At 54.8% G+C, this 21,860-nt stretch carries 20 protein-coding genes; 16 read left to right on the top strand and 4 right to left on the bottom strand.

Annotated features, from left to right (window positions below; translation table 11 throughout):
• Window positions 1-163 precede the first annotated feature (163 nt).
• Window positions 164-1,321, top strand: coding sequence for a CdaR family transcriptional regulator (locus AC6I8I_RS03530; protein WP_312056748.1), 1,158 nt, complete (start codon window positions 164-166; stop codon window positions 1,319-1,321).
• Window positions 1,322-1,385: 64 nt separating this feature from the next.
• Here the strand turns inward: AC6I8I_RS03530 and AC6I8I_RS03535 are convergent, their stop codons facing one another.
• From AC6I8I_RS03535 to map, 4 genes are all read right to left on the bottom strand, one after another.
• A complete protein-coding gene (locus AC6I8I_RS03535; protein WP_010254085.1) occupies window positions 1,386-1,778 on the bottom strand; it encodes a DUF3461 family protein in 393 nt (130 codons plus the stop codon).
• A 225-nt stretch (window positions 1,779-2,003) separates the two neighbouring features.
• On the bottom strand, window positions 2,004-2,828 hold the full coding sequence (gene dapD, locus AC6I8I_RS03540; protein ID WP_031375273.1) for a 2,3,4,5-tetrahydropyridine-2,6-dicarboxylate N-succinyltransferase: 825 nt from the start codon (window positions 2,826-2,828) through the stop codon (window positions 2,004-2,006).
• Between the two features lie 83 nt (window positions 2,829-2,911).
• Window positions 2,912-5,566, bottom strand: a complete 2,655-nt coding sequence (gene glnD, locus AC6I8I_RS03545; protein WP_497828333.1) for a bifunctional uridylyltransferase/uridylyl-removing protein GlnD — start codon at window positions 5,564-5,566, stop codon at window positions 2,912-2,914.
• Between the two features lie 67 nt (window positions 5,567-5,633).
• On the bottom strand, window positions 5,634-6,428 hold the full coding sequence (gene map, locus AC6I8I_RS03550) for a type I methionyl aminopeptidase (RefSeq protein WP_312056752.1): 795 nt from the start codon (window positions 6,426-6,428) through the stop codon (window positions 5,634-5,636).
• 316 nt (window positions 6,429-6,744) lie between these two features.
• On the opposite strand from map, the gene rpsB reads away from it, so the two are divergent.
• The 15 genes from rpsB to rnhB all read left to right on the top strand — a co-directional run bounded on the left by rpsB (window position 6,745) and on the right by rnhB (window position 21,837).
• Complete coding sequence (gene rpsB / locus AC6I8I_RS03555; RefSeq protein ID WP_031375276.1) at window positions 6,745-7,470, top strand: 30S ribosomal protein S2; 726 nt, start codon at window positions 6,745-6,747, stop codon at window positions 7,468-7,470.
• A 181-nt stretch (window positions 7,471-7,651) separates the two neighbouring features.
• A complete protein-coding gene (gene tsf, locus AC6I8I_RS03560; RefSeq protein ID WP_031375277.1) occupies window positions 7,652-8,503 on the top strand; it encodes a translation elongation factor Ts in 852 nt (283 codons plus the stop codon).
• A gap of 157 nt (window positions 8,504-8,660) precedes the next feature.
• On the top strand, window positions 8,661-9,386 hold the full coding sequence (pyrH, locus tag AC6I8I_RS03565) for a UMP kinase (protein WP_031375278.1): 726 nt from the start codon (window positions 8,661-8,663) through the stop codon (window positions 9,384-9,386).
• 143 nt (window positions 9,387-9,529) lie between these two features.
• Window positions 9,530-10,087 carry a ribosome recycling factor gene (gene frr, locus AC6I8I_RS03570; RefSeq protein ID WP_031375279.1) on the top strand — a complete coding sequence of 186 codons (558 nt, stop codon included), beginning with the start codon at window positions 9,530-9,532 and terminating at the stop codon, window positions 10,085-10,087.
• A gap of 115 nt (window positions 10,088-10,202) precedes the next feature.
• The gene (gene ispC, locus AC6I8I_RS03575; RefSeq protein WP_312056755.1) at window positions 10,203-11,399 is read left to right on the top strand and encodes a 1-deoxy-D-xylulose-5-phosphate reductoisomerase; all 1,197 of its coding nucleotides are present in this window, start codon (window positions 10,203-10,205) and stop codon (window positions 11,397-11,399) included.
• Between the two features lie 177 nt (window positions 11,400-11,576).
• Window positions 11,577-12,329 (top strand): (2E,6E)-farnesyl-diphosphate-specific ditrans,polycis-undecaprenyl-diphosphate synthase, encoded by a 753-nt coding sequence (gene ispU / locus AC6I8I_RS03580; protein WP_312056756.1) that lies wholly within the window; start codon window positions 11,577-11,579, stop codon window positions 12,327-12,329.
• A gap of 18 nt (window positions 12,330-12,347) precedes the next feature.
• On the top strand, window positions 12,348-13,205 hold the full coding sequence (gene cdsA, locus AC6I8I_RS03585; protein ID WP_312056758.1) for a phosphatidate cytidylyltransferase: 858 nt from the start codon (window positions 12,348-12,350) through the stop codon (window positions 13,203-13,205).
• Between the two features lie 12 nt (window positions 13,206-13,217).
• Window positions 13,218-14,567: a sigma E protease regulator RseP gene (gene rseP / locus AC6I8I_RS03590; protein WP_312056759.1), complete on the top strand. Its 1,350-nt coding sequence runs from the start codon at window positions 13,218-13,220 to the stop codon at window positions 14,565-14,567.
• A gap of 51 nt (window positions 14,568-14,618) precedes the next feature.
• Window positions 14,619-17,030 carry an outer membrane protein assembly factor BamA gene (gene bamA, locus AC6I8I_RS03595; RefSeq protein ID WP_312056760.1) on the top strand — a complete coding sequence of 804 codons (2,412 nt, stop codon included), beginning with the start codon at window positions 14,619-14,621 and terminating at the stop codon, window positions 17,028-17,030.
• Between the two features lie 109 nt (window positions 17,031-17,139).
• On the top strand, window positions 17,140-17,637 hold the full coding sequence (skp, locus tag AC6I8I_RS03600; RefSeq protein ID WP_003852644.1) for a molecular chaperone Skp: 498 nt from the start codon (window positions 17,140-17,142) through the stop codon (window positions 17,635-17,637).
• Window positions 17,638-17,640: 3 nt separating this feature from the next.
• On the top strand, window positions 17,641-18,666 hold the full coding sequence (lpxD, locus tag AC6I8I_RS03605; protein ID WP_031375285.1) for a UDP-3-O-(3-hydroxymyristoyl)glucosamine N-acyltransferase: 1,026 nt from the start codon (window positions 17,641-17,643) through the stop codon (window positions 18,664-18,666).
• 152 nt (window positions 18,667-18,818) lie between these two features.
• Window positions 18,819-19,274, top strand: a complete 456-nt coding sequence (fabZ, locus tag AC6I8I_RS03610; RefSeq protein WP_031375286.1) for a 3-hydroxyacyl-ACP dehydratase FabZ — start codon at window positions 18,819-18,821, stop codon at window positions 19,272-19,274.
• Between the two features lie 3 nt (window positions 19,275-19,277).
• Window positions 19,278-20,066, top strand: coding sequence for an acyl-ACP--UDP-N-acetylglucosamine O-acyltransferase (gene lpxA / locus AC6I8I_RS03615; protein WP_312056763.1), 789 nt, complete (start codon window positions 19,278-19,280; stop codon window positions 20,064-20,066).
• 3 nt (window positions 20,067-20,069) lie between these two features.
• Window positions 20,070-21,218 carry a lipid-A-disaccharide synthase gene (gene lpxB / locus AC6I8I_RS03620; protein ID WP_312056764.1) on the top strand — a complete coding sequence of 383 codons (1,149 nt, stop codon included), beginning with the start codon at window positions 20,070-20,072 and terminating at the stop codon, window positions 21,216-21,218.
• Window positions 21,211-21,837 (top strand): ribonuclease HII, encoded by a 627-nt coding sequence (gene rnhB / locus AC6I8I_RS03625; RefSeq protein WP_312056766.1) that lies wholly within the window; start codon window positions 21,211-21,213, stop codon window positions 21,835-21,837. Before lpxB ends, rnhB begins: the two co-directional genes overlap by 8 nt.
• Window positions 21,838-21,860: the final 23 nt, after the last annotated feature.

Raw genomic sequence — 21,860 nt, forward strand, 5'->3', positions numbered from 1 at the left:
GCGGACTTCGGTCCGCCTTTTTTATTGCTTCAATCCGCGTCGGTAAGAGTGTGATGCTGGCCGCAAATTTACTAAATGCCCACCTGGCTCTGTGCAATTGCACAATGTTCTGCTCGCTCTGCATGCGTATTCTATCTCTTCCCCTCTTTTTCAGGAGTAATGGATGGCTACCTATCATCTTGATGCCCGGCTGGCGCAGGATATCGTGGCGCGCACCATGAAAATTATTGACAGCAATGTCAACGTGATGGATGCGCGCGGCCGGATTATTGGCAGCGGCGACCGCGAGCGCATTGGGGAATTGCACGAAGGCGCACTGCTGGTGCTCTCTCAGGGTCGGGTGGTGGACATTGATGAAGCGGTGGCGAAACATCTGCACGGGGTACGACCCGGCATTAATCTGCCGCTGCGGATAGACGGCGATATCGTCGGGGTAATCGGCCTGACCGGTGAGCCGCTGGCGCTGCGGCATTATGGGGAGCTGGTCTGTATGACCGCCGAGATGATGCTGGAGCAGGCGCGACTGCTGCATATGCTGGCGCAGGACAGCCGACTGCGTGAAGAGCTGGTGCTGAACCTGATTCGCAGCGATACCCTGTCGCCGCAGCTGACCGAATGGGCGCAGCGGCTCGGCATCGATCTTAATCAGCCACGGGTAGTAGCCGTAGTGGAGGTTGATAGCGGCCAGCTGGGGGTCGATAGTGCAATGTCAGAGCTGCAGCAGCTGCAAACGTTGTTGGTTACGCCGGAACGGGACAACCTGATCGCCATTGTTTCGCTAACCGAAATGGTGGTGCTGAAGCCGGCGCTGAATGGACACGGCCGTTACGATCAGGAGGATCATCGTCGTCGGGTCGAGCAGCTGTTACAACGCATGAAGGAGAGCGGCCATTTACGGATGCGGATTGCGCTGGGAAACTTTTTCACCGGCCCCGGCAGTATTGCGCGTTCCTATCGTACCGCCCGCACCACCATGATGGTGGGCAAACAGCGCATGCCTGAGGTGCGCAGCTATTTTTATCAGGATCTGGTGCTGCCGGTGCTGCTCGACAGTCTGCGGGGCGGCTGGCAGGCCAATGAACTGGCGCGGCCACTGGCGAAACTCAAGAGCATGGATAATAACGGCTTGCTGCGGCGAACGCTGATCGCCTGGTTCACCCATAATGTGCAGCCGAGCGCGACCGCACGTGCGCTGTTTATTCATCGTAATACGCTGGAGTATCGGCTGAACCGGATTTCGGAGCTAACCGGGCTGAACCTCGGTCACTTTGACGATCGGCTGCTGCTTTATGTGGCGCTGCAGCTGGATGAGCAGGGATGATCGGGGCCATACTGGCGGCATAAAAAAGGCCAGCAGCGCTGGCCTTTTCGACACTGACAGCAGATTAACGACCGTTGCGGGTCAGTTTTTCGAGGTCAGATTCGATTTCGGTAATCTTGTGTGACACGACGCTTTCCAGATGGCGCAGATCATCAAGAATTTTACGTTTCAGATCCACTTCAACCTGGTCGCGCTGGCAAATCTGGTCCAGCTCGTCAATCACGTAACGCAGATTCGGGCTGATTTCCTGTACTTCTTTGTAGCCCTGGGTAGCGTGATCGGCCACCACTGTTTTACGCTGACGCGGGTATTTGAATTTCACGCTTTTCGCGAAAAACTCGCCTTTATCTTTGCGGAAGTAGATCTTCAGAATATCGTTATTGGCTTCCTGACGCAGGCTGTAACGATCAATATCATCCGGATTACTGATACCTAAGCTTTTCAGATTGTCATACATAGCGTTGTTTCCATCAAAAGGTGAGAAGCGCGCAGTCTTGTTCATGACGTCTGACAACTGTAGACATAAATAAGCAGGATGAACATTGCGCGACGGGATTTAACTGGCGCGGATTATGACCTGAATAAAAAATAAACGCACCCGTTAATTCGCGGTGCAAAACAGGATACTGGCGGGGAAGTGTAAAGAAAAGATGACGGGCCGGTTTCCAGCCCGTCACTTAAATCAGTCGATGGTGCGCAGCAGTTCGTTGATACCTGTTTTACCGAGCGTTTTCGCATCGACTTTCTTCACGATCACCGCACAGTAGAGGCTGTAGCTGCCATCTTTAGACGGCAGGTTACCTGAGACCACTACCGAACCGGCTGGCACGCGGCCGTAATGCACTTCGCCGGTCTCACGGTCATAGATTTTGGTGCTCTGACCGATGTAAACGCCCATTGAGATCACTGAGCCTTCTTCAACAATCACGCCTTCGACGATTTCAGAGCGTGCGCCAATGAAGCAGTTATCTTCGATGATGGTCGGGTTGGCCTGCAGCGGTTCCAGCACGCCGCCGATGCCTACGCCGCCGGAGAGGTGAACGTTTTTACCAATCTGCGCACAGGAGCCAACTGTTGCCCAGGTATCCACCATGGTGCCTTCATCTACGAAAGCGCCAATGTTAACGTAAGACGGCATCAACACCGTGTTACGGGCGATATAGGCACCCTGACGCACAGCCGCTGGCGGCACCACGCGGAAACCGGCCTCTTTGAAACGCGCTTCATCCCAGCCAGCAAATTTCATCGGCACTTTGTCATAAAAACGGGTTTCAGCACCTTCCATCACCTGGTTGTCGTTGATGCGGAAAGAGAGCAGTACCGCTTTCTTCAGCCACTGATGCGTTACCCACTCGCCGTCGATCTTTTCGGAAACGCGCAGAGCACCGCTGTCCAGCAGAGAGATAACCTGGTTGATGGCATCGCGGGTTTCACTGTCAACGCTGGCTGGGGTGATGTCAGCACGACGTTCGAAGGCAGATTCAATAACGCTCTGTAACTGTTGCATATTTTTTTCCTGATCTGTCATGTGCAGTGCCGGGCAATCACCCGACACACGTAAAAAGTTTAAGGTTCACAAATCGACTTTGGTCACACTTTATCGTTTGGATTAAGGGCTTCTGTCAACCGTTGTTGCAACGCTTTACGCATTTCTTCATCCAGCGCCTGACGTTCACTGTTGGCGAGAATAAACAAATCCTCGACCCGCTCGCCGATGGTGCTGATGCGCGCGCCGTGCAGCGAGACGCCGAGATCGGCAAACACTTCGCCTACCCGCGCCAGCAGGCCGGGCTGATCAAGGGCCACCAGCTCGAGGTAGCTGCGGCGGTCGGTATGGGTTGGCAGAAAATTGACTTCGGTATCGACGCTGAAGTGCTTCAGCCTGGCCGACGGACGACGGGTTCGCGGCGGCACCCAGTCTGACTGGGTAATCGCCTGCTCCAGCGCCTGAATAATCATTGGATGGCGGTCCGGTGCCAGCGGGCTGCCATCGGGCTCCAGCACGATAAACGTATCCATCGCCATGCCGTCGCGGCTGGTAAAAATTTGCGCATCGTGCACGCTGAGATTACGCCGATCCAGCTCGCCCGCTACGGCGGCAAACAGGTGCGGTCGATCCGGGCTCCAGATAAAGATTTCAGTTCCGCCGCGCGTGGCCTGCGGGCTGACCAGCACCAGCGGTTTTTTCAGATCGTGCCCCATCAGATGACGGGCATGCCAGGCGATCTGATTCGGCGTATGCCGCAGGAAATAATCGGCGCGGCAGCGGTTCCAGATCTGATGCAGCCGCTCTTCATCAATATTGTCCATCCGCAGCAGCGCCAGCGCCTGCAGACGATGGTGACGCACCCGCTCGCGCAGGTCCGGGCTGTTCTCCATGCCGCGTCGCAGCTGTTTCTCGGTGGCGAAAAACAGTTCGCGCAACAGGCTCTGCTTCCAGCTGTTCCACAGGCTTTCGTTGGTGGCGCAGATATCCGCCACCGTGAGGCAGACCAGATAGCGCAGGCGATTTTCATTCTGCATCACCTCAGCGAACTGCTGGATCACCGTCGGGTCCTGAATATCGCGGCGCTGCGCGGTGACCGACATCAGCAGATGATGGCGCACCAGCCAGGCGACCAGCTGCGTTTCACGCGAGTTCAGGCCGTGCATTTCAGCAAAGTCGAGCGCGTCCTGGGCACCAAGAATCGAGTGATCGCCACCGCGCCCTTTAGCGATATCGTGCAGCAGCGCGGCCATCAGCAACAGCTCCTGCTGCGGCAGGCGCGGCCAGAGTTCAACGCACAGCGGATGCTGCGAGCGGGTGGATTCGCTGGAGAAGCTTTCCAGCTTCTGCAGCACACGAATGGTGTGCTCATCAACGGTGTAGGCGTGGAACAGGTCAAACTGCATCTGGCCGACAATATGGCCCCACAGCGGGGTGTAAGCCCACAGCACGCTGTGGCGGTGCATCGGCACCAGCGCCCGGCTGACGGCGCCAGGATGACGCAGAATAGACATAAAGGTGCGGCGCGCTTCCGGTATCTGACACAGCGGCTGTTTCAGATGGCGGCGCGCATGGCGCAGATGGCGCAGGGTGGTGGAGTAGATACCTTTAATGCTGTCGTTGCGCACCATGACGTAGAACATGCGCAGGATTGCCTGCGGCTCGCGCTCAAACAGCGTTTCATCGCGCAGGTCAATCAGATCGCCACGCAGCTGGAAATGATCGTCGATCGGGCAGGGCTTCTCGCTGGTAGGCAGCGCCAGGATCGCTTCATCGAACAGCTGGAGCAGCATCTGGTTCAACTCGCCAATCCGGCGCGTCACCCGGTAAAAGTCTTTCATCATCCGCTCGACCGGCTCGTTGCCTTCGCCCTGATAATTAAGACGTTGTGCCACGCTGAGCTGGCGATCAAACAGCAGCCGGTTGTCGTAGCGTGGCAGCGAAAGGTGCAATGCAAAACGAATCCGCCAGAGAAATTCCTGGCACTCGTTCAGCTCGCTGCGCTCCACGTCGGTGAGGAAACCGAAGCCGACCATCTCATCGAGGGTGGTGGCGCCAAAATGACGACGCGCCACCCATTGCAGGGTATGAATATCGCGCAGGCCGCCGGGGCTGCTTTTAATGTCTGGCTCAAGGTTGTAGCTGGTGCCGTGATAGCGCTTATGGCGCTCCTGCTGCTCTTCGATTTTGGCGGCGAAAAAGCACGACGAAGGCCAGAATCCGTCGCTGAAAACGTTTTTCTGCAGTTCAAGGAACAGCGCCACGTCACCGGTCAGCATCCGCGACTCAATCAGATTGGTGGCTACCGTCAGATCCGATAAGCCCTCCAGCAGACACTCCTCCAGCGTGCGCACGCTGTGGCCGACTTCCAGCTTCAGGTCCCACATCAGGGTCAGCAGTTCGCTGGTGCGCTGTGCGGTCTGTTCATCCAGCGGCTGACGGCTGAGGATCAGCACGTCTATGTCTGAAAGCGGATGCAGCTCGGCACGGCCATAGCCGCCAACCGCCACCAGCGCGATGGCGCTCAGCTGATCAAAGCCGAAAAAGCGCCACAGGCGGCGCAGCAGGCGATCGATAAACAGCGTGCGGGCATCAATCAGCGGCTCGACGGCTTCACCGGCGTCGAAAGCAGCAGACAGATAGTGCTGAAACTGCTCCAGTCGCTGTTTCAGAATATCGCGGGTGAGCTGATCGTCATCCCATTCGGCCGGGGAATCGATCAGACCGTTTTGTACCTCTTCCGACAGGCTCACGCTCATGCAGCTTTTCTCTTCTTCAGCCAAAAAAAAGCCGGCTTAGCGCCGGCTTGATTCTGTAGTGGGGGGATTACCCTTCAGCAACCAGCACCGCAGGCAGAGTGTCATCTTTGCGCAGGGTTAAGATCTCACAGCCGTTTTCCGTCACCACAATAGTATGCTCATACTGCGCGGACAAGCTGCGATCTTTGGTTTTTACCGTCCAGCCATCTTTCATAGTGCGGATGCGGTAATCGCCCGCATTCACCATCGGTTCCACCGTAAACGTCATGCCTGCCTGCAGCACCACGCCGCCATCATCCGCATCATAATGCAGCACCTGTGGCTCTTCGTGGAAGCCCTTGCCGATGCCGTGACCGCAATACTCACGCACCACCGAGAAGTCATTCGCTTCGACATATTTCTGAATCGCGCGGCCCAGCTCACGCAGGCGGATGCCGGGCTTAATCAGACGCAATGAGAGATAGAGACTCTCCTGGGTGACGCGGCACAGGCGTTCGCCCTGAATGGTCGGCTTGCCAACGATAAACATCTTAGAGGTGTCGCCGTGGTAGTCGTCTTTAATCACGGTGACATCAATATTGATAATGTCGCCGTCTTTTAACTGGCGGTCATCGCTGGGAATGCCGTGGCACACCACTTCATTGACCGAAATGCAGACCGATTTCGGAAAGCCGTGATAGCCCAGACAGGCCGAAATCGCCTGTTGATGCTGTGTGATGTAGTCATGGCAGATGCGATCCAGCTCACCGGTGGTGACGCCCGGCTGAACGTGAGGCTCGATCATCTCCAGTACTTCGGCCGCCAGACGACCAGCGACGCGCATTTTTTCGATTTCTTCAGGGGTTTTAATTGAAATTGCCATTAAATTAATCCGCATTTGTCGAAATTTTCGACAATAATGAACTTTGTGCTGTCATGTTAGCAGTCAGCAAATGGGCTGCCAAATCGAGAACACGCTGGCCGCGGTCAGCGATCATTTATTGGCGTCCCTGGGCTGATTGTGGTATAAAGCGCGCCGACGATTCTCTGTATGGCCGTTTCGGTCAGCAGGAAACGCATAACTCTCATTATGTGTACTAAAACACACATGTATCGACACATACGCCGGGGTGCCTTGAAAAAGGTCGGTCGTATGGGATACATGGAGGCCCAACCCCAATCAAACTTTAGAGGTTATCATGGCAACTGTTTCCATGCGCGACATGCTCCAGGCTGGTGTTCACTTCGGTCACCAGACCCGTTACTGGAACCCAAAAATGAAGCCATTCATCTTTGGTGCTCGTAACAAGGTTCACATCATCAACCTGGAAAAAACTGTTCCTATGTTCAACGAAGCTCTGGCTGAACTGAACAAGATCGCTTCCCGTAAAGGTAAGATCCTGATCGTAGGTACTAAGCGCGCTGCTGCTGAAGCGGTAAAAGAGTCTGCACTGAGCTGCGACCAGTTCTTCGTAAACCACCGCTGGTTGGGTGGCATGCTGACTAACTGGAAAACCGTGCGTCAGTCAATCAAACGTCTGAAAGATCTGGAGACTCAGTCTCAGGATGGTACTTTCGACAAACTGACCAAAAAAGAAGCGCTGATGCGTGCGCGTGAGCTGGCCAAGCTGGAAAACAGCCTGGGCGGTATCAAAGATATGGGCGGTCTGCCAGACGCACTGTTTGTTGTCGATGCTGACCACGAACACATCGCAATCAAAGAAGCAAACAACCTGGGTATCCCGGTATTTGCTATCGTTGATACCAACTCTGATCCAGATGGCGTTGATTTCGTTATCCCAGGTAACGACGATGCGATCCGTGCTGTAAACCTGTACCTGACCGCCGTTGCGACCACCGTTCGCGAAGGCCGCTCTCAGGACCTGGCTGAGCAAGCTGAAGAAGCGTCTTTAGAAAACGCTTAATAAGGTTTGCTCTGCATAAGAGCCCTTAGCATTCAGATGTGATCTGTAAGGGGCCTATACTGGCCCCTTTATTTTATCTAAGTCTGTCACGCTCCCTTCGGGACGGCGGGACAGAGTAAATTTTCCGCAAATAAGTGTCTGCTGGTGCAAACGTACACAGGCACGAACCGAGGATTCTGGAATGGCTGACATTACCGCTGCATTGGTAAAAGAACTGCGCGAACGTACTGGCGCGGGCATGATGGACTGCAAAAAAGCGCTGACTGAAGCGAACGGCGACATTGAGCTGGCGATTGAGAACATGCGTAAGTCTGGCGCAATCAAAGCAGCGAAAAAAGCAGGCAACGTTGCTGCTGATGGCGTAATCAAAACCAAAATCGTTGGTGACTACGGTGTGATTCTGGAAGTGAACTGCCAGACTGACTTCGTCGCAAAAGATGGTGGTTTCCAGGCATTCGCAGACAAAGTTCTGGATGCAGCAGCAGCGGATCGCATCACTGACGTTGAAGTGCTGAAAGCGCAGTTCGAAGAAGAGCGCGTTGCGCTGGTGGCTAAAATCGGTGAGAACATCAACATCCGCCGCGTTGCTATCCTGGAAGGCGCAGAGCTGGGCAGCTACCTGCACGGCGCACGTATCGGCGTGCTGGTTTCAACCACCGGCGCAAGCGAAGATCTGATCAAACAGATCGCGATGCACGTTGCGGCGAGCAAGCCTGAATTCGTTAAGCCAGAAGACGTGTCTGCAGACGTGGTAGAGAAAGAGTACCAGGTTCAGCTGGACATCGCGATGCAGTCTGGCAAGCCGAAAGAGATTGCAGAGAAGATGGTTGAAGGCCGTATGAAGAAATTCACCGGCGAAGTCTCTCTGACCGGTCAGGCTTTCGTTATCGACCCAAGCAAAACCGTTGGCCAGGCTCTGAAAGAGCAGGGCGCTGACGTCATCAACTTTATCCGCTTCGAAGTGGGTGAAGGCATCGAGAAAGTTGAGTCTGACTTTGCTGCAGAAGTTGCAGCCATGTCCAAACAGTCTTAATGCTCTGAAAGAACCGCCAGAAGGCGGTTCTTTTTTGTCTGTGAACCGCAACAGACACGTTTTCAGTTTCATCCCAATAGCAATTTCATTGCGGTAAGCGGATGATCGATCAGATTTTACTTCTCCTTATCACCCTATCTTCCAGGAAGAACTGACCATGGCGACCAACGCAAAACCTGTTTATCAACGTATCCTGCTAAAACTGAGCGGCGAAGCACTGCAAGGCGCTGAAGGTTTTGGTATCGACGCGAGTGTGCTTGACCGTATGGCACAAGAGGTAAAAGAGCTGGTTGAATTGGGCATCCAGGTTGGCGTTGTGATTGGCGGGGGGAACCTGTTCCGTGGCGCAGGCCTGGCGCAGGCGGGAATGAACCGCGTAGTGGGTGACCACATGGGTATGCTGGCCACCGTGATGAACGGTCTGGCGATGCGTGATGCACTGCACCGCGCCTATGTGAACGCGCGCCTGATGTCGGCGATTCCATTGAATGGCGTCTGTGACAACTACAGCTGGGCGGAAGCGATTAGCCTGCTGCGCAATAACCGCGTGGTGATTTTCTCCGCCGGTACCGGTAACCCGTTCTTCACCACTGACTCTGCTGCCTGTCTGCGCGGCATTGAGATTGAAGCCGACGTGGTGCTGAAAGCGACCAAGGTTGATGGCGTGTACTCTGCCGATCCGGTGAAAACCCCGGACGCGACGCTGTATGAACAACTGACCTACGCCGAAGTGCTGGATCAGGAGCTGAAAGTGATGGATCTCGCGGCCTTTACCCTGGCGCGTGACCACAAACTGCCGATCCGCGTGTTCAACATGAATAAGCCTGGCGCACTGCGTCGTGTAGTGATGGGTGAAAAAGAAGGCACTCTGATTACGCATTAATACCCGAGGCGAGATAAAATAAGGTATATTCTGTCAGCGCGATGATAACGCATCGCGCACCAGTCAGGATTATCGATGATTATCGATCCCGCTTCCGGTTATGCCGGAACTGGCCAGGTCAAACCGAATCCAAGGGTTTCAACGTGATTAACGACATCAAAAAAGATGCTGATACGCGCATGGATAAATGCGTCGAAGCATTCAAAACCACCATCAGCAAAGTGCGCACCGGTCGTGCTTCACCTTCGCTGCTCGACGGCATCGTCGTCGAATATTACGGCACGCCAACGCCACTGCGTCAGCTTGCTTCCGTGACCGTGGAAGATTCACGCACGTTGAAAATCAACGTGTTTGATCGCTCACTCGGTCCGGCAGTCGAAAAGGCGATCATGACGTCCGATCTGGGCCTGAACCCAAGTTCAGCCGGTACGGATATTCGTGTTCCGCTGCCTGCGCTGACGGAAGAGCGTCGTAAAGATCTGATCAAAATCGTGCGCGGCGAAGCCGAGCAGGGCCGCGTGTCGGTACGTAACGTCCGTCGCGATGCCAACGATAAAATCAAAGCGCTGCTGAAAGATAAAGAGATCAGCGAAGACGACGAGCGTCGTGCGCAGGATGAAATTCAGAAAATGACCGATGCACACATCAAGAAAGTTGATGCTGCACTGTCAGAAAAAGAGACGGAGCTGATGGATTTCTAATCCCATCACTGCCGGAAAAAACGCCGTACAGAGAGGTATTCGTATGAATGCGACATCTGGCGGCGTTTTACATTGTGTCTGCGGGCACGTCTGTTGACTTCACATGGATAGCATCATGAAGCGATTAACTCTGCTGGGCTCAACCGGGTCAATCGGCACCAGTACCCTGGCGGTGGTTCGCGCCAATCCCGAGCTTTACCAGGTTACCGCGCTGGTTGCCGGTCACAACGTGGCGCTGATGGCCGAACAGTGTGCCACTTTCCAGCCGCGCTATGCCGCAATGGCCGACGATGCCTCTGCCACGGCCCTGCGTGAGCGACTGAGAGCACTCAAGGTAAACACTGAAGTGCTGTCCGGCGTTCAGGCAGCCTGCGAGCTGGCGGCGCTGGATGAGGTTGATCAGGTGATGGCGGCGATTGTCGGGGCGTCAGGTTTGCTGCCGACGCTGGCGGCGATCCGCGCCGGCAAAACCGTGCTGCTGGCGAATAAAGAATCGCTTGTCACCTGCGGCCGTTTGTTTATGGAGGCGGTGCGTCATCATAATGCCCGTTTACTGCCGGTCGACAGTGAGCATAACGCCATTTTTCAGAGTTTACCGGCTACCATCCAGCATCAGTTAGGTTACGCTGACCTGCGGGATAACGGCATTGAGTCGATTATCCTTACGGGATCAGGTGGTCCTTTTCGTGACACAGATTTAGCGGATCTCAGCGCCATGTCGCCGGATCAGGCCTGTGCACATCCGAACTGGTCAATGGGACGAAAAATCTCCGTTGATTCGGCCACCATGATGAATAAAGGTCTTGAGTACATTGAAGCCCGTTGGCTGTTTAATGCCAGCGCAGCGCAGATGGAAGTGATACTGCACCCACAATCGGTGATTCACTCCATGGTGCGATACTGCGATGGCAGCGTGCTGGCTCAGTTGGGTTCTCCTGATATGCGTACGCCGATTGCCCACAGCATGGCCTGGCCGGCGCGTATTCACGCTGGCGTAACGCCGCTGGATTTCACCCGCATGTCGGCGCTGACGTTTGCAGAACCTGATTTTGGTCGCTATCCCTGTCTGAAGCTGGCGATTGACGCTTGCGAAGCAGGGCAGGCGGCGACCACCACGCTCAATGCTGCCAACGAGGTTGCCGTTGCGGCTTTCCTGAATCACCAGATTCGCTTTACCGACATCGCCGCGCTAAACAGCGCTGTGCTGGCGGCGCAGGCGTGTCCGGAACCGGATTCGGTGGACGCTGTCCTTGAAATCGATCGCACTGCACGCGCGCTGGCGACAGAAATGTTGTCGCGCTTCACGTCGTGAAGCCGATCATTATGAGGCCATTTGTTCGCTTCAGGTGAAAATGGTATAGTCGCTGGCTCGCGTTTCACGGTCTGTCACCGGATTCGGTGTAGCCTGGCACAAGATGCCGGGATTTAGATCGGGCGCAATGTATTCAGAAACCACAGCATTTCTGATGAAAGGAATAGAGTACGCGTTATGTCGTCTAACAATCACAACAACACTGATGACCAGCAGGGAACCGGTCCGCGCCATGTCGCTATCATCATGGATGGCAACGGTCGCTGGGCCAAAAATCAGGGAAAACTGCGTATTTCCGGCCATAAAGCGGGCGTGAAATCGGTACGCCGCGCTGTCAGCTTTGCCGTCAGTAACAATCTTGAGGCCCTGACGCTGTACGCCTTCAGTAGCGAAAACTGGAGCCGTCCGGCGCAGGAAGTGACCGCATTAATGGAGCTGTTTGTCTGGGCACTCGACAGTGAAGTGAAGAGTCTGCACAAGCACAATGTTCGTTTACGCATCATCGGCGATACCAGCCGGTTCAGTCCGCGTATTCAGGAGCGGATTCGCCGTTCTGAGGCGCTGACTGAAAATAATGATGGCCTGACGCTCAACATCGCTGCTAATTATGGCGGCCGTTGGGATATCATCGAAGGCGTGAAAAAACTGGCAGAACAGGTGCAGGAAGGTTTACTGCGTCCTGACCAGATTACCGAAGAGAGCCTGACGTCGCAGCTCTGCATGCAGGAGCTGGCGCCAGTGGATTTAGTGATAAGGACCGGGGGAGAGCATCGGATTAGCAACTTCCTGCTGTGGCAAATTGCCTATGCTGAATTCTATTTTACCGATGTGCTCTGGCCGGATTTCGATGAACACGTTTTTGAAGGTGCACTGAATGCATTCTCTCTGCGGGAGCGTCGTTTTGGCGGCGCTGCACCAGGCGGCGCCTGAGCAATCTGGGGGTAACCTTTGCTGAAGTCTCGTCTGATTACCGCGTTGATATTAATTCCGCTGGTAATTGCTGCTCTGTTCTGGTTACCGCCGGTTGGTTTTGCAATTACAACTATCGTCATCTGCATGCTGGCTGCCTGGGAATGGGGGCAACTGGCCGGTATGGCGTCCCGTCAACAACGCATCTGGCTGGCCGTGCTCTGTGGGCTGCTGCTGGCGCTGATGTTGTTCACCCTGCCACCCTATCAACATGATGTGCATCTGCCGCAGGTCGCGACATCGCTTTGGGCGTCGCTGGTGTGGTGGGTCGTTGCGCTGCTGTTGGTGCTCTCTTATCCGGCGTCAGCCTCGTTCTGGCGCCATTCGCGTCCGCTCCGATTACTGTTTGGCGTGTTAACGCTGGTGCCTTTCTTCTGGGGCATGATGGCGCTGCGTCAGTATCATTACGACACCGATCATTTTGCCGGCGCCTGGTGGTTACTGTTCGTGATGCTGCTGGTGTGGGGCGCGGATTCCGGTGCATATATGTTTGGCAAAATGTTTGGCAAGCACAAGCTGGCACCGCGCGTTTCACCGGGCAAGACCTGGGAAGGTTTCCTCGGCGGTCTGGTCTCGTCGGCGCTGATTGCGCTGCTGTTCGCTTCGCTGGCCCCGCTGACAGTCTCAACAGGCACGCTGGTGATCTGCGCCATTATCGCCACCCTGGCCTCGGTGCTGGGCGACCTGACCGAGAGCATGTTCAAACGTGAAGCGGGCATTAAAGACAGCGGTCATCTGATCCCCGGTCACGGCGGCATTCTGGATCGCATCGATAGTCTGACTGCGGCGGTGCCGGTGTTTGCCTGTTTATTGCTGCTGGTGTTCCGCACCCTTTAAGGACAGGCAACGATGTTGAGTATTCTCTGGAGTTTTGTCGCCTTTATCGTCGCGCTGGGCGTGCTGATTACCGTACATGAGTTTGGCCACTTCTGGGTCGCTCGTCGCTGCGGCGTCAAAGTCGAGCGCTTCTCCATCGGTTTCGGTAAGTCACTCTGGCAACGCCGCGACCGTCACGGTACCGAATTTGTTATCGCGCTGATCCCGCTCGGCGGCTACGTCAAAATGCTCGACGAACGGGTTGAGAGCGTACCGGCCGAGTTGCGTCATCAGGCGTTCAACAACAAAGCTATCTGGCAGCGCGCCGCGATTATTGCGGCCGGGCCTGTCGCCAACTTCCTTTTCGCCATCTTTGCCTACTGGGTTGTGTTCGTTCACGGCGTACCTGGCGTACGTCCGGTAATTGGCGAAATTTTAAACGGTTCGGTAGCTGCGGAAGCGCAAATTACGCCCGGCATGGAACTTAAGGCGGTCGATGGTATCGAAACGCCTGACTGGGATGCTGTGCGAATGGCGCTGGTCGGCAAAATCGGCGACAGCAATGCCACCTTAACCGTGGCGCGTTTCGGCGAAGATGCCACGCAGCAGAAGCAGCTGGATTTGCGTCAGTGGCAGTTTGAGCCTGATAAGCAGGATCCGGTGGTGGCACTGGGAATTCGTCCGCGCGGTCCGCAGATAGAAACCACGCTGGCCGAAGTTCAGGCGAATTCACCCGCCAGTGAAGCCGGTTTGCAAGCAGGCGACAGGATCGTTAAAGTCGATGGTCAGCCATTATCGCAGTGGCAGGCGTTTGTCGCCCAGGTCCGGGACAACCCGGGCAAAAGCATGGCGCTTGAGGTGGATCGTGGCGGTGACTCAATCGCGCTGACGATGACGCCGGAAGCGAAACCTGGCAATAAAGCGGAAGGATTTGCGGGAGTTATCCCACGAATTGTTCCTCTGCCAGAAGAGTATAAAACGGTAAGACAGTATGGCGCGTTTGCGGCTATCGGCGAGGCCAGTGTAAAAACCTGGCAACTGATGAAGCTCACCGTCTCTATGCTGGGCAAGTTAATAACCGGTGATGTAAAGCTGAACAACCTGAGCGGGCCAATATCGATTGCGCAGGGTGCAGGATTGTCAGCAGAGTATGGATTGATTTACTACCTGATGTTTCTGGCGTTGATTAGCGTCAACCTGGGCATCATCAATCTGTTCCCTCTGCCGGTTTTAGATGGTGGGCACTTGCTCTTCCTGGCGATCGAAAAGATCAAGGGGGGACCGGTGTCCGAGCGAGTTCAGGACTTTAGTTATCGCATCGGTTCGATTTTACTGGTGCTGTTAATGGGGCTTGCACTTTTCAATGATTTCTCACGTCTGTAATCGCGGGAACGCGAACATTCGAGGGATGTGTTAGGAAAACGCATAATAACGATGGCGATGAAAAAGTTGCTCATAGCGTCGCTGCTGTTTAGCAGCGCCACCGTTTACGGTGCAGACGATTTCGTGGTGAAGGATATTCATTTCGAAGGGCTGCAGCGAGTCGCCGTCGGCGCGGCTCTGCTGAGCATGCCAGTACGGGTTGGCGATACGGTGAATGACGATGATGTCAGAAATACCATTCGCTCGCTGTTCGCTACTGGCAACTTTGAGGATGTTCAGGTCCTGCGAGACGGTACAACGCTGATTGTCCAGGTCAAAGAACGTCCTACCATTGCCAGCATTACCTTCACCGGTAACAAAGCGGTGAAAGAGGATCAGCTCAAACAAAATCTGGAAGCCTCAGGCGTACGGGTCGGCGAAGCGCTGGACCGTACCATGATCTCTTCGATTGAGAAGGGACTGGAGGACTTCTACTACAGCGTCGGTAAATATACTGCCAGCGTGAAAGCTGTGGTTACGCCGCTGCCGCGTAACCGTGTCGATCTGAAGCTGGTGTTCACCGAAGGTGTCTCTGCCAAAATTCAGCAGATCAACATCGTCGGTAACAAAGCCTTTAGCTCTGACGAATTGATTTCCCGTTTCCAGCTGCGCGATGAAGTGCCGTGGTGGAACGTGGTCGGCGATCGTAAATACCAGAAACAGAAACTGGCGGGTGACCTTGAAACCCTGCGCAGCTTCTATCTCGATCGTGGTTATGCCCGCTTCAACATCGATTCCACGCAGGTCAGCCTGACGCCGGATAAGAAGGGCATCTACATTACCGTTAACATCACCGAAGGCGATCAGTACAAAATCGCTGGCGTGATCGTCAACGGCAGCATGGCAGGTCATTCAGCAGAAATTGAACATCTGACCAAGATTCCGGCCGGCGAGCTGTATAACGGCGCGAAAGTCACCAAGATGGAAGATGAGATCAAGAAGCTGCTGGGGCGCTATGGTTATGCCTATCCGCGCGTGGTCACCCAGCCGGAAATCAACGATGCTGATAAAACCGTAAAACTGCATATCAACGTCGATGCCGGCAACCGCTACTACGTCCGTAATGTCCGTTTCGAAGGCAACGACACCTCAAAAGATTCGGTGCTGCGTCGCGAAATGCGTCAGATGGAAGGGGCATGGCTGGGCAGCGATCTGGTAGAGCAGGGCAAAGAACGTCTGAACCGTACCGGCTACTTCGAAACGGTCGATGTCGATACGCAGCGTGTGCCAGGCTCACCTGACCAGGTTGACGTGGTCTATAAAGTTAAAGAGCGTAACACCGGTACCTTTAACTTCGGCGTCGGCTACGGCACCGAAAGTGGCGTCAGCTTCCAGGTCGGCGTAACGCAGGATAACTGGCTGGGAACCGGTAATACCGTTGGTATCAGCGGCACCAAAAACGATTACCAGACCTATGCCGAGTTCTCGCTGACTGACCCGTACTTCACCGTTGACGGCGTGAGTCTGGGCGGTCGCCTGTTCTATAACGACTTTAAAGCGGATAACGCCGATCTTTCTGACTATACCAACAAAAGTTATGGTCTGGACGGTACGCTTGGCTTCCCGATTAACGAGAATAACACCCTGCGTGTCGGTCTGGGCTATGTCCATAATGACCTGTCAAACATGCAGCCGCAGGTTGCGATGTGGCGTTATCTTAATTCGGTCGGCAAGCCACAACAGCTCAATGATGAAGGCGATTTCTCAGCAGATGACTTCACCTTTAACTACGGCTGGACTTACAACACCCTTGACCGCGGATTCTTCCCGACCTCCGGTAACCGCACCAACCTGAACGGTAAGGTGACGATTCCGGGCTCAGATAACAGCTTCTATAAGGCCACGCTGGACACACAGCAATATGTGCCGATTAACCAGGATCGTACCTGGGTGCTGTTGGGCCGTGGACGTGTCGGTTATGGCGATGGTCTCGACGGCAAAGAGATGCCGTTCTACGAGAACTTCTATGCCGGTGGTTCCAGCACCGTGCGTGGCTTCCAGTCCAATACCATTGGTCCGAAGGCTGCGTACTACAATAACAACTCGTCCAACTGCCGGATCGCCGATCCAAACGGTATCTGTAAGTCGGATGATGCGGTGGGCGGTAACGCCATGGCGATTGCCAGCCTGGAGCTGATTACGCCAACGCCGTTCCTGAGCGAGAAGTATGCTAACTCGGTTCGTACCTCGGTGTTTGTCGATGCCGGTACAGTGTGGGATACCAAGTGGGAAAATACCGCGGAGACGCGTGCTGCCGGCATTCCTGACTACAGCGATCCAAACAATATCCGTGTATCAAGCGGTATTGCGCTGCAGTGGATGTCGCCGCTCGGCCCACTGGTGTTCTCTTACGCCCAGCCGATCAAGAAAATCGAGGGAGACAAGTCAGAGCAATTCCAGTTTAACATTGGTAAAACCTGGTAATGTTCTGCGCATGGATGCATAGCTGAAGTATTGCCACCGGGCAGCTCAAGTGGCTGTTCGGGGCAAACACTGTGTCGCTGACACAAACGTTGATGGTAAGGAGTTTATAGTGAAAAAGTTGTTGTGTGCCGCAGGTCTGGGTCTTGCTTTAGCGGTTTCCGCTGGTGTTCAGGCTGCTGACAAAATTGCAGTGGTAAACGTGTCCAGCATTTTCCAACAGTTACCGCAACGTGCGACTGTTGCTAAACAGCTGGAAAATGAGTTCAAAGGCCGTGCGACTGAGCTGCAGAGCCAGGAACGCGATCTGCAAACCAAAATGCAGCGTCTGCAGCGTGACGGTTCTACCATGAAGGCCAGCGAACGCAGCCGCATGGAAAAAGACGTGATGTCACAGCGTGAAGCTTTCTCCTCTAAAGCGCAGGCTTTCGAGCAGGACAACCGTCGTCGTCAGATGGAAGAGCGTAACAAGCTGCTGAGCCGTATTCAGGATGCCGTGAAGAAAGTCGCTGACAGCGATGGTTACGACGTCGTAATCGACGCGAATGCGGTGGCTTATGCGTCAAACGCAAAAGACATCACTGCTGACGTGCTGAAACAGGTTAAATAATTGATGTCATCTATTCGACTGGCTGATTTAGCCCAGCAGTTGGATGCAGAATTGCACGGAGATGGCGATATCGTCATCTCCGGCATTGCTTCTATGCAATCCGCCACAACTGGCCAAATCACTTTTCTTGCAAACAGCCGTTACCGCGAGCAACTCGCCCTGATTAAGGCCTCAGCCGTGGTGCTGACGGAAGCGGATCTGGAGTGGTGCCACACCGCAGCGTTGGTGGTGAAAAATCCTTACCTGACGTATGCGCGTATGGCGCAAATACTCGATACCACGCCTCAACCGGCACAAAACATTGCGCCCAGCGCCGTCATTGATCCCAGCGCCCGCCTTGGCGCAAACGTGGCCATTGGCGCGAATGCGGTGATTGAGGCAGAGGTCGAACTGGGTGACAACGTAGTGATTGGCGCCGGCTGTTTTGTCGGCAAAAAGACCCGCATCGGCAGCGGCACGCGTCTGTGGGCCAATGTCTCTGTGTATCACGAGATTCAGATCGGCCAGGATTGTCTGATTCAGTCCGGCACCGTTATCGGTTCTGATGGCTTTGGTTACGCCAACGATCGCGGCAACTGGGTGAAAATCCCCCAGTTAGGCGCAGTGATTATCGGCGATCGCGTGGAAATAGGTGCCTGTACCACCATCGATCGCGGTGCGCTGGATAACACTCTGATCGGCAATGGTGTTATCATAGACAACCAGTGTCAGATCGCCCACAACGTGGTTATTGGTGACAATACTGCGGTTGCAGGCGGTGTGATCATGGCGGGTAGTTTAAAAATTGGTCGTTATTGTATGATTGGCGGTGCCAGCGTCATTAACGGACATATGGAAATCTGTGACAAAGTCACCGTGACCGGTATGGGCATGGTCATGCGTCCGATCACAGAGCCTGGTGTATACTCGTCAGGCATTCCGCTACAACCCAACAAAACCTGGCGCAAAACTGCAGCGCTGGTGATGAACATCGATGACATGAGCAAACGCTTAAAAGCCATCGAGCGCAAGGTCGGTAAAGACGACTGACCGCCATCCCAAAACTGACCGGCTTTCATAATAAAAGTGTTAAGCAGGGAAGCCAGGCGCCACAGAACCTATTTGCGGCCTGCGGAAGATCATGTTGATCTGTGCAGGCCGTGTTATTGATGTCATCAGATTTTTAGGACAGGAAGAGTATTTTGACTACTGAAACTCATACTCTGAAAATTGAAGAGATTTTAGAGCTGCTGCCGCACCGCTATCCGTTTCTGCTGGTAGATCGCGTGCTGGAATTTGAAGAGCACAAATACCTGCGCGCAGTGAAGAACGTTTCTGTTAATGAACCGTTTTTCCAGGGGCACTTCCCTGGTAAACCGATTTTTCCTGGCGTTCTGATCCTGGAAGCGATGGCGCAGGCCACCGGTATTCTGGCGTTTAAAAGCGTGGGTAAACTGGAGCCGGGTGAACTCTACTACTTTGCTGGCATCGACGATGCTCGCTTCAAGCGTCCGGTTGTGCCGGGCGATCAAATGATCATGGAAGTCACTTTCGAGAAAACCCGCCGTGGTCTGACCCGCTTTAAAGGCGTGGCGACCGTCGATGGCAAAATCGTTTGTGAAGCGACCATGATGTGTGCCCGTAGCCGGGAGGCATAATTCGTGATTGATCCAACCGCCACTATCCATGCCAGCTCTGTCATCGAAGAAGGTGCCATCATTGGCGCTAACGTTCACATTGGTCCGTTCTGCTTTATTGGGGCCAACGTTGAGATCGGTGAAGGAACGGTCCTGAAATCACACGTCGTGATTAATGGCCATACGCGTATCGGCAAAGATAACCAGATCTATCAGTTCGCCTCAATTGGTGAAGTGAATCAGGATTTGAAATATGCCGGTGAACCAACGCGTGTTGAAATCGGCGATCGCAACCGCATTCGTGAAAGCGTGACGATTCATCGCGGCACCATCCAGGGCGGCCATGTCACCCAGGTCGGCAGCGATAATCTGCTGATGGTGAATGCGCACATTGCGCATGACTGCGTAATCGGCAACCGCTGCATCTTCGCCAACAACGCCACTCTGGGTGGTCACGTTACGGTCGATGATTTCGCCATTATTGGCGGCATGACGGCGGTGCACCAGTGGTGCACGATTGGCGCGCATGTGATGGTTGGCGGCTGTTCTGGCGTCGCGCAGGATGTACCACCTTATGTGATTGCCCAGGGCAACCACGCCACGCCGTTCGGGATCAACATTGAAGGTCTGAAACGCCGTGGCTTCAGTAAAGAGTCATTGCACGCGATCCGCAACGCTTACAAATTACTTTATCGCAGCGGCAGAACGCTGGATGAAGTGAAGCCTGAAATTGAAGCGATCGCGAAGCAGCACAGCGAAGTGCAGCCTTTCTACGATTTCTTTGCCCGCTCAACCCGTGGATTAATTCGTTAATCCATGTCAGCGCGTCCTTTAACGATTGCCCTGGTCGCCGGAGAAACCTCCGGCGATATTCTTGGTGCAGGTCTGATCCGTGCGTTAAAAGCGCGCCATCCTGAGGCTCGCTTTGTTGGCGTAGCCGGTCCGTTGATGCAGGCGGAAGGGTGTGAAGCCTGGTACGAAATGGAAGAGCTGGCGGTGATGGGCATCGTCGAAGTGCTGGGCCGACTGCGACGTCTGCTGATGATTCGCCGCGATCTCACTCAGCGCTTCAGCGAACTGCGGCCCGATGTGTTCGTCGGTATCGATGCGCCCGATTTTAATATCACGCTGGAAGGCAACCTCAAGCGCGCGGGGATTCGCACTATTCATTACGTCAGCCCGTCAGTCTGGGCATGGCGGCAAAAACGCGTGTTCAAGATTGGCCGCAACACCGATCTGGTGCTGGCGTTTCTGCCGTTTGAAAAAGCCTTTTACGATCGTTATAACGTTCCCTGTCGCTTTATCGGCCATACCATGGCAGATGCGATGCCGCTGCATCCCGATAAGCTGGCTGCGCGCCGCCATCTGGCGATTGCCGATGATGCGCTCTGTCTGGCGCTGCTGCCGGGGAGTCGCGGAGCGGAAGTCGAAATGCTGAGCGGTGATTTTCTCAAAACGGCCCGCCTGCTGCGTCGTCACTATCCGGCGCTGGAGATCGTGGTGCCGCTGGTTAACGCCCGCCGCCGCGAACAGTTCGAGAAAATTAAAGCCGAGGTGGCACCGGAACTGCCGATGCATCTGTTAGATGGCCATGGGCGTGAGGCGATGATTGCGAGCGACGCCGCATTACTGGCGTCAGGCACTGCCGCACTCGAATGCATGCTGGCAAAATGCCCGATGGTAGTGGGTTACCGGATGAAGCCCGCCACTTTCTGGCTGGCGAAGCGGCTGGTGAAAACGCCCTACGTTTCGCTGCCGAACCTGCTGGCCGGGCGTGAGCTGGTTACCGAGTTGCTGCAGGATGAATGCCAGCCAGACGCGCTGGCGGCGGCGTTAGATCCGCTGCTGCACGCCGGACCTGAGCGCGATACTCTGCTACAGACGTTTCATGAATTACATCAACAGATCCGCTGGAACGCCGACGAACAAGCGGCGGATGCGGTACTGGAGCTGGTGAATGCCTGATTTTATCTATCCTGCCGTCGGGCTGATTGCCGGCGTAGACGAAGTAGGGCGAGGGCCACTGGTCGGCGCGGTTGTCACTGCCGCGGTGATCCTCGATCCGGCAAAGCCGATTATCGGCCTGGCAGATTCGAAAAAATTGTCAGAAAAACGCCGCCTGGCGCTGTATGACGAAATCAAAGAGAAAGCACTGGCCTGGAGCCTGGGCCGCGCCGAGCCGGAAGAGATTGACCAGCTGAATATTCTGCACGCCACCATGCTGGCGATGCAGCGCGCGGTCGCCGGTTTGCAAATCCTGCCTGACTACGTGCTGATTGATGGCAACCGCTGTCCGGCGCTGCCGATGCCGTCGCAGGCGGTGGTTAAAGGGGACAGTCTGGTGGCAGAAATAAGCGCGGCTTCCATCATTGCCAAAGTGACGCGTGACCGCGAAATGGCGGAACTCGATCTGCTGTTCCCGCAGTATGGCTTTGCGCAACATAAAGGCTATCCTACGGCGCTGCACATGGAAAAATTGACGCAGTATGGTGCCACGCCGCACCACCGTCGCAGTTTTGCTCCGGTACGCAACGCGCTGATCGATGCTGACGTACTGGCTGCCCGCCAGCCCCATACGCTTTAATAGCCTGACACTGTTTTAACCGG

This window comes from Pantoea sp. X-Soil-YNGN-775, from assembly GCF_059730575.1.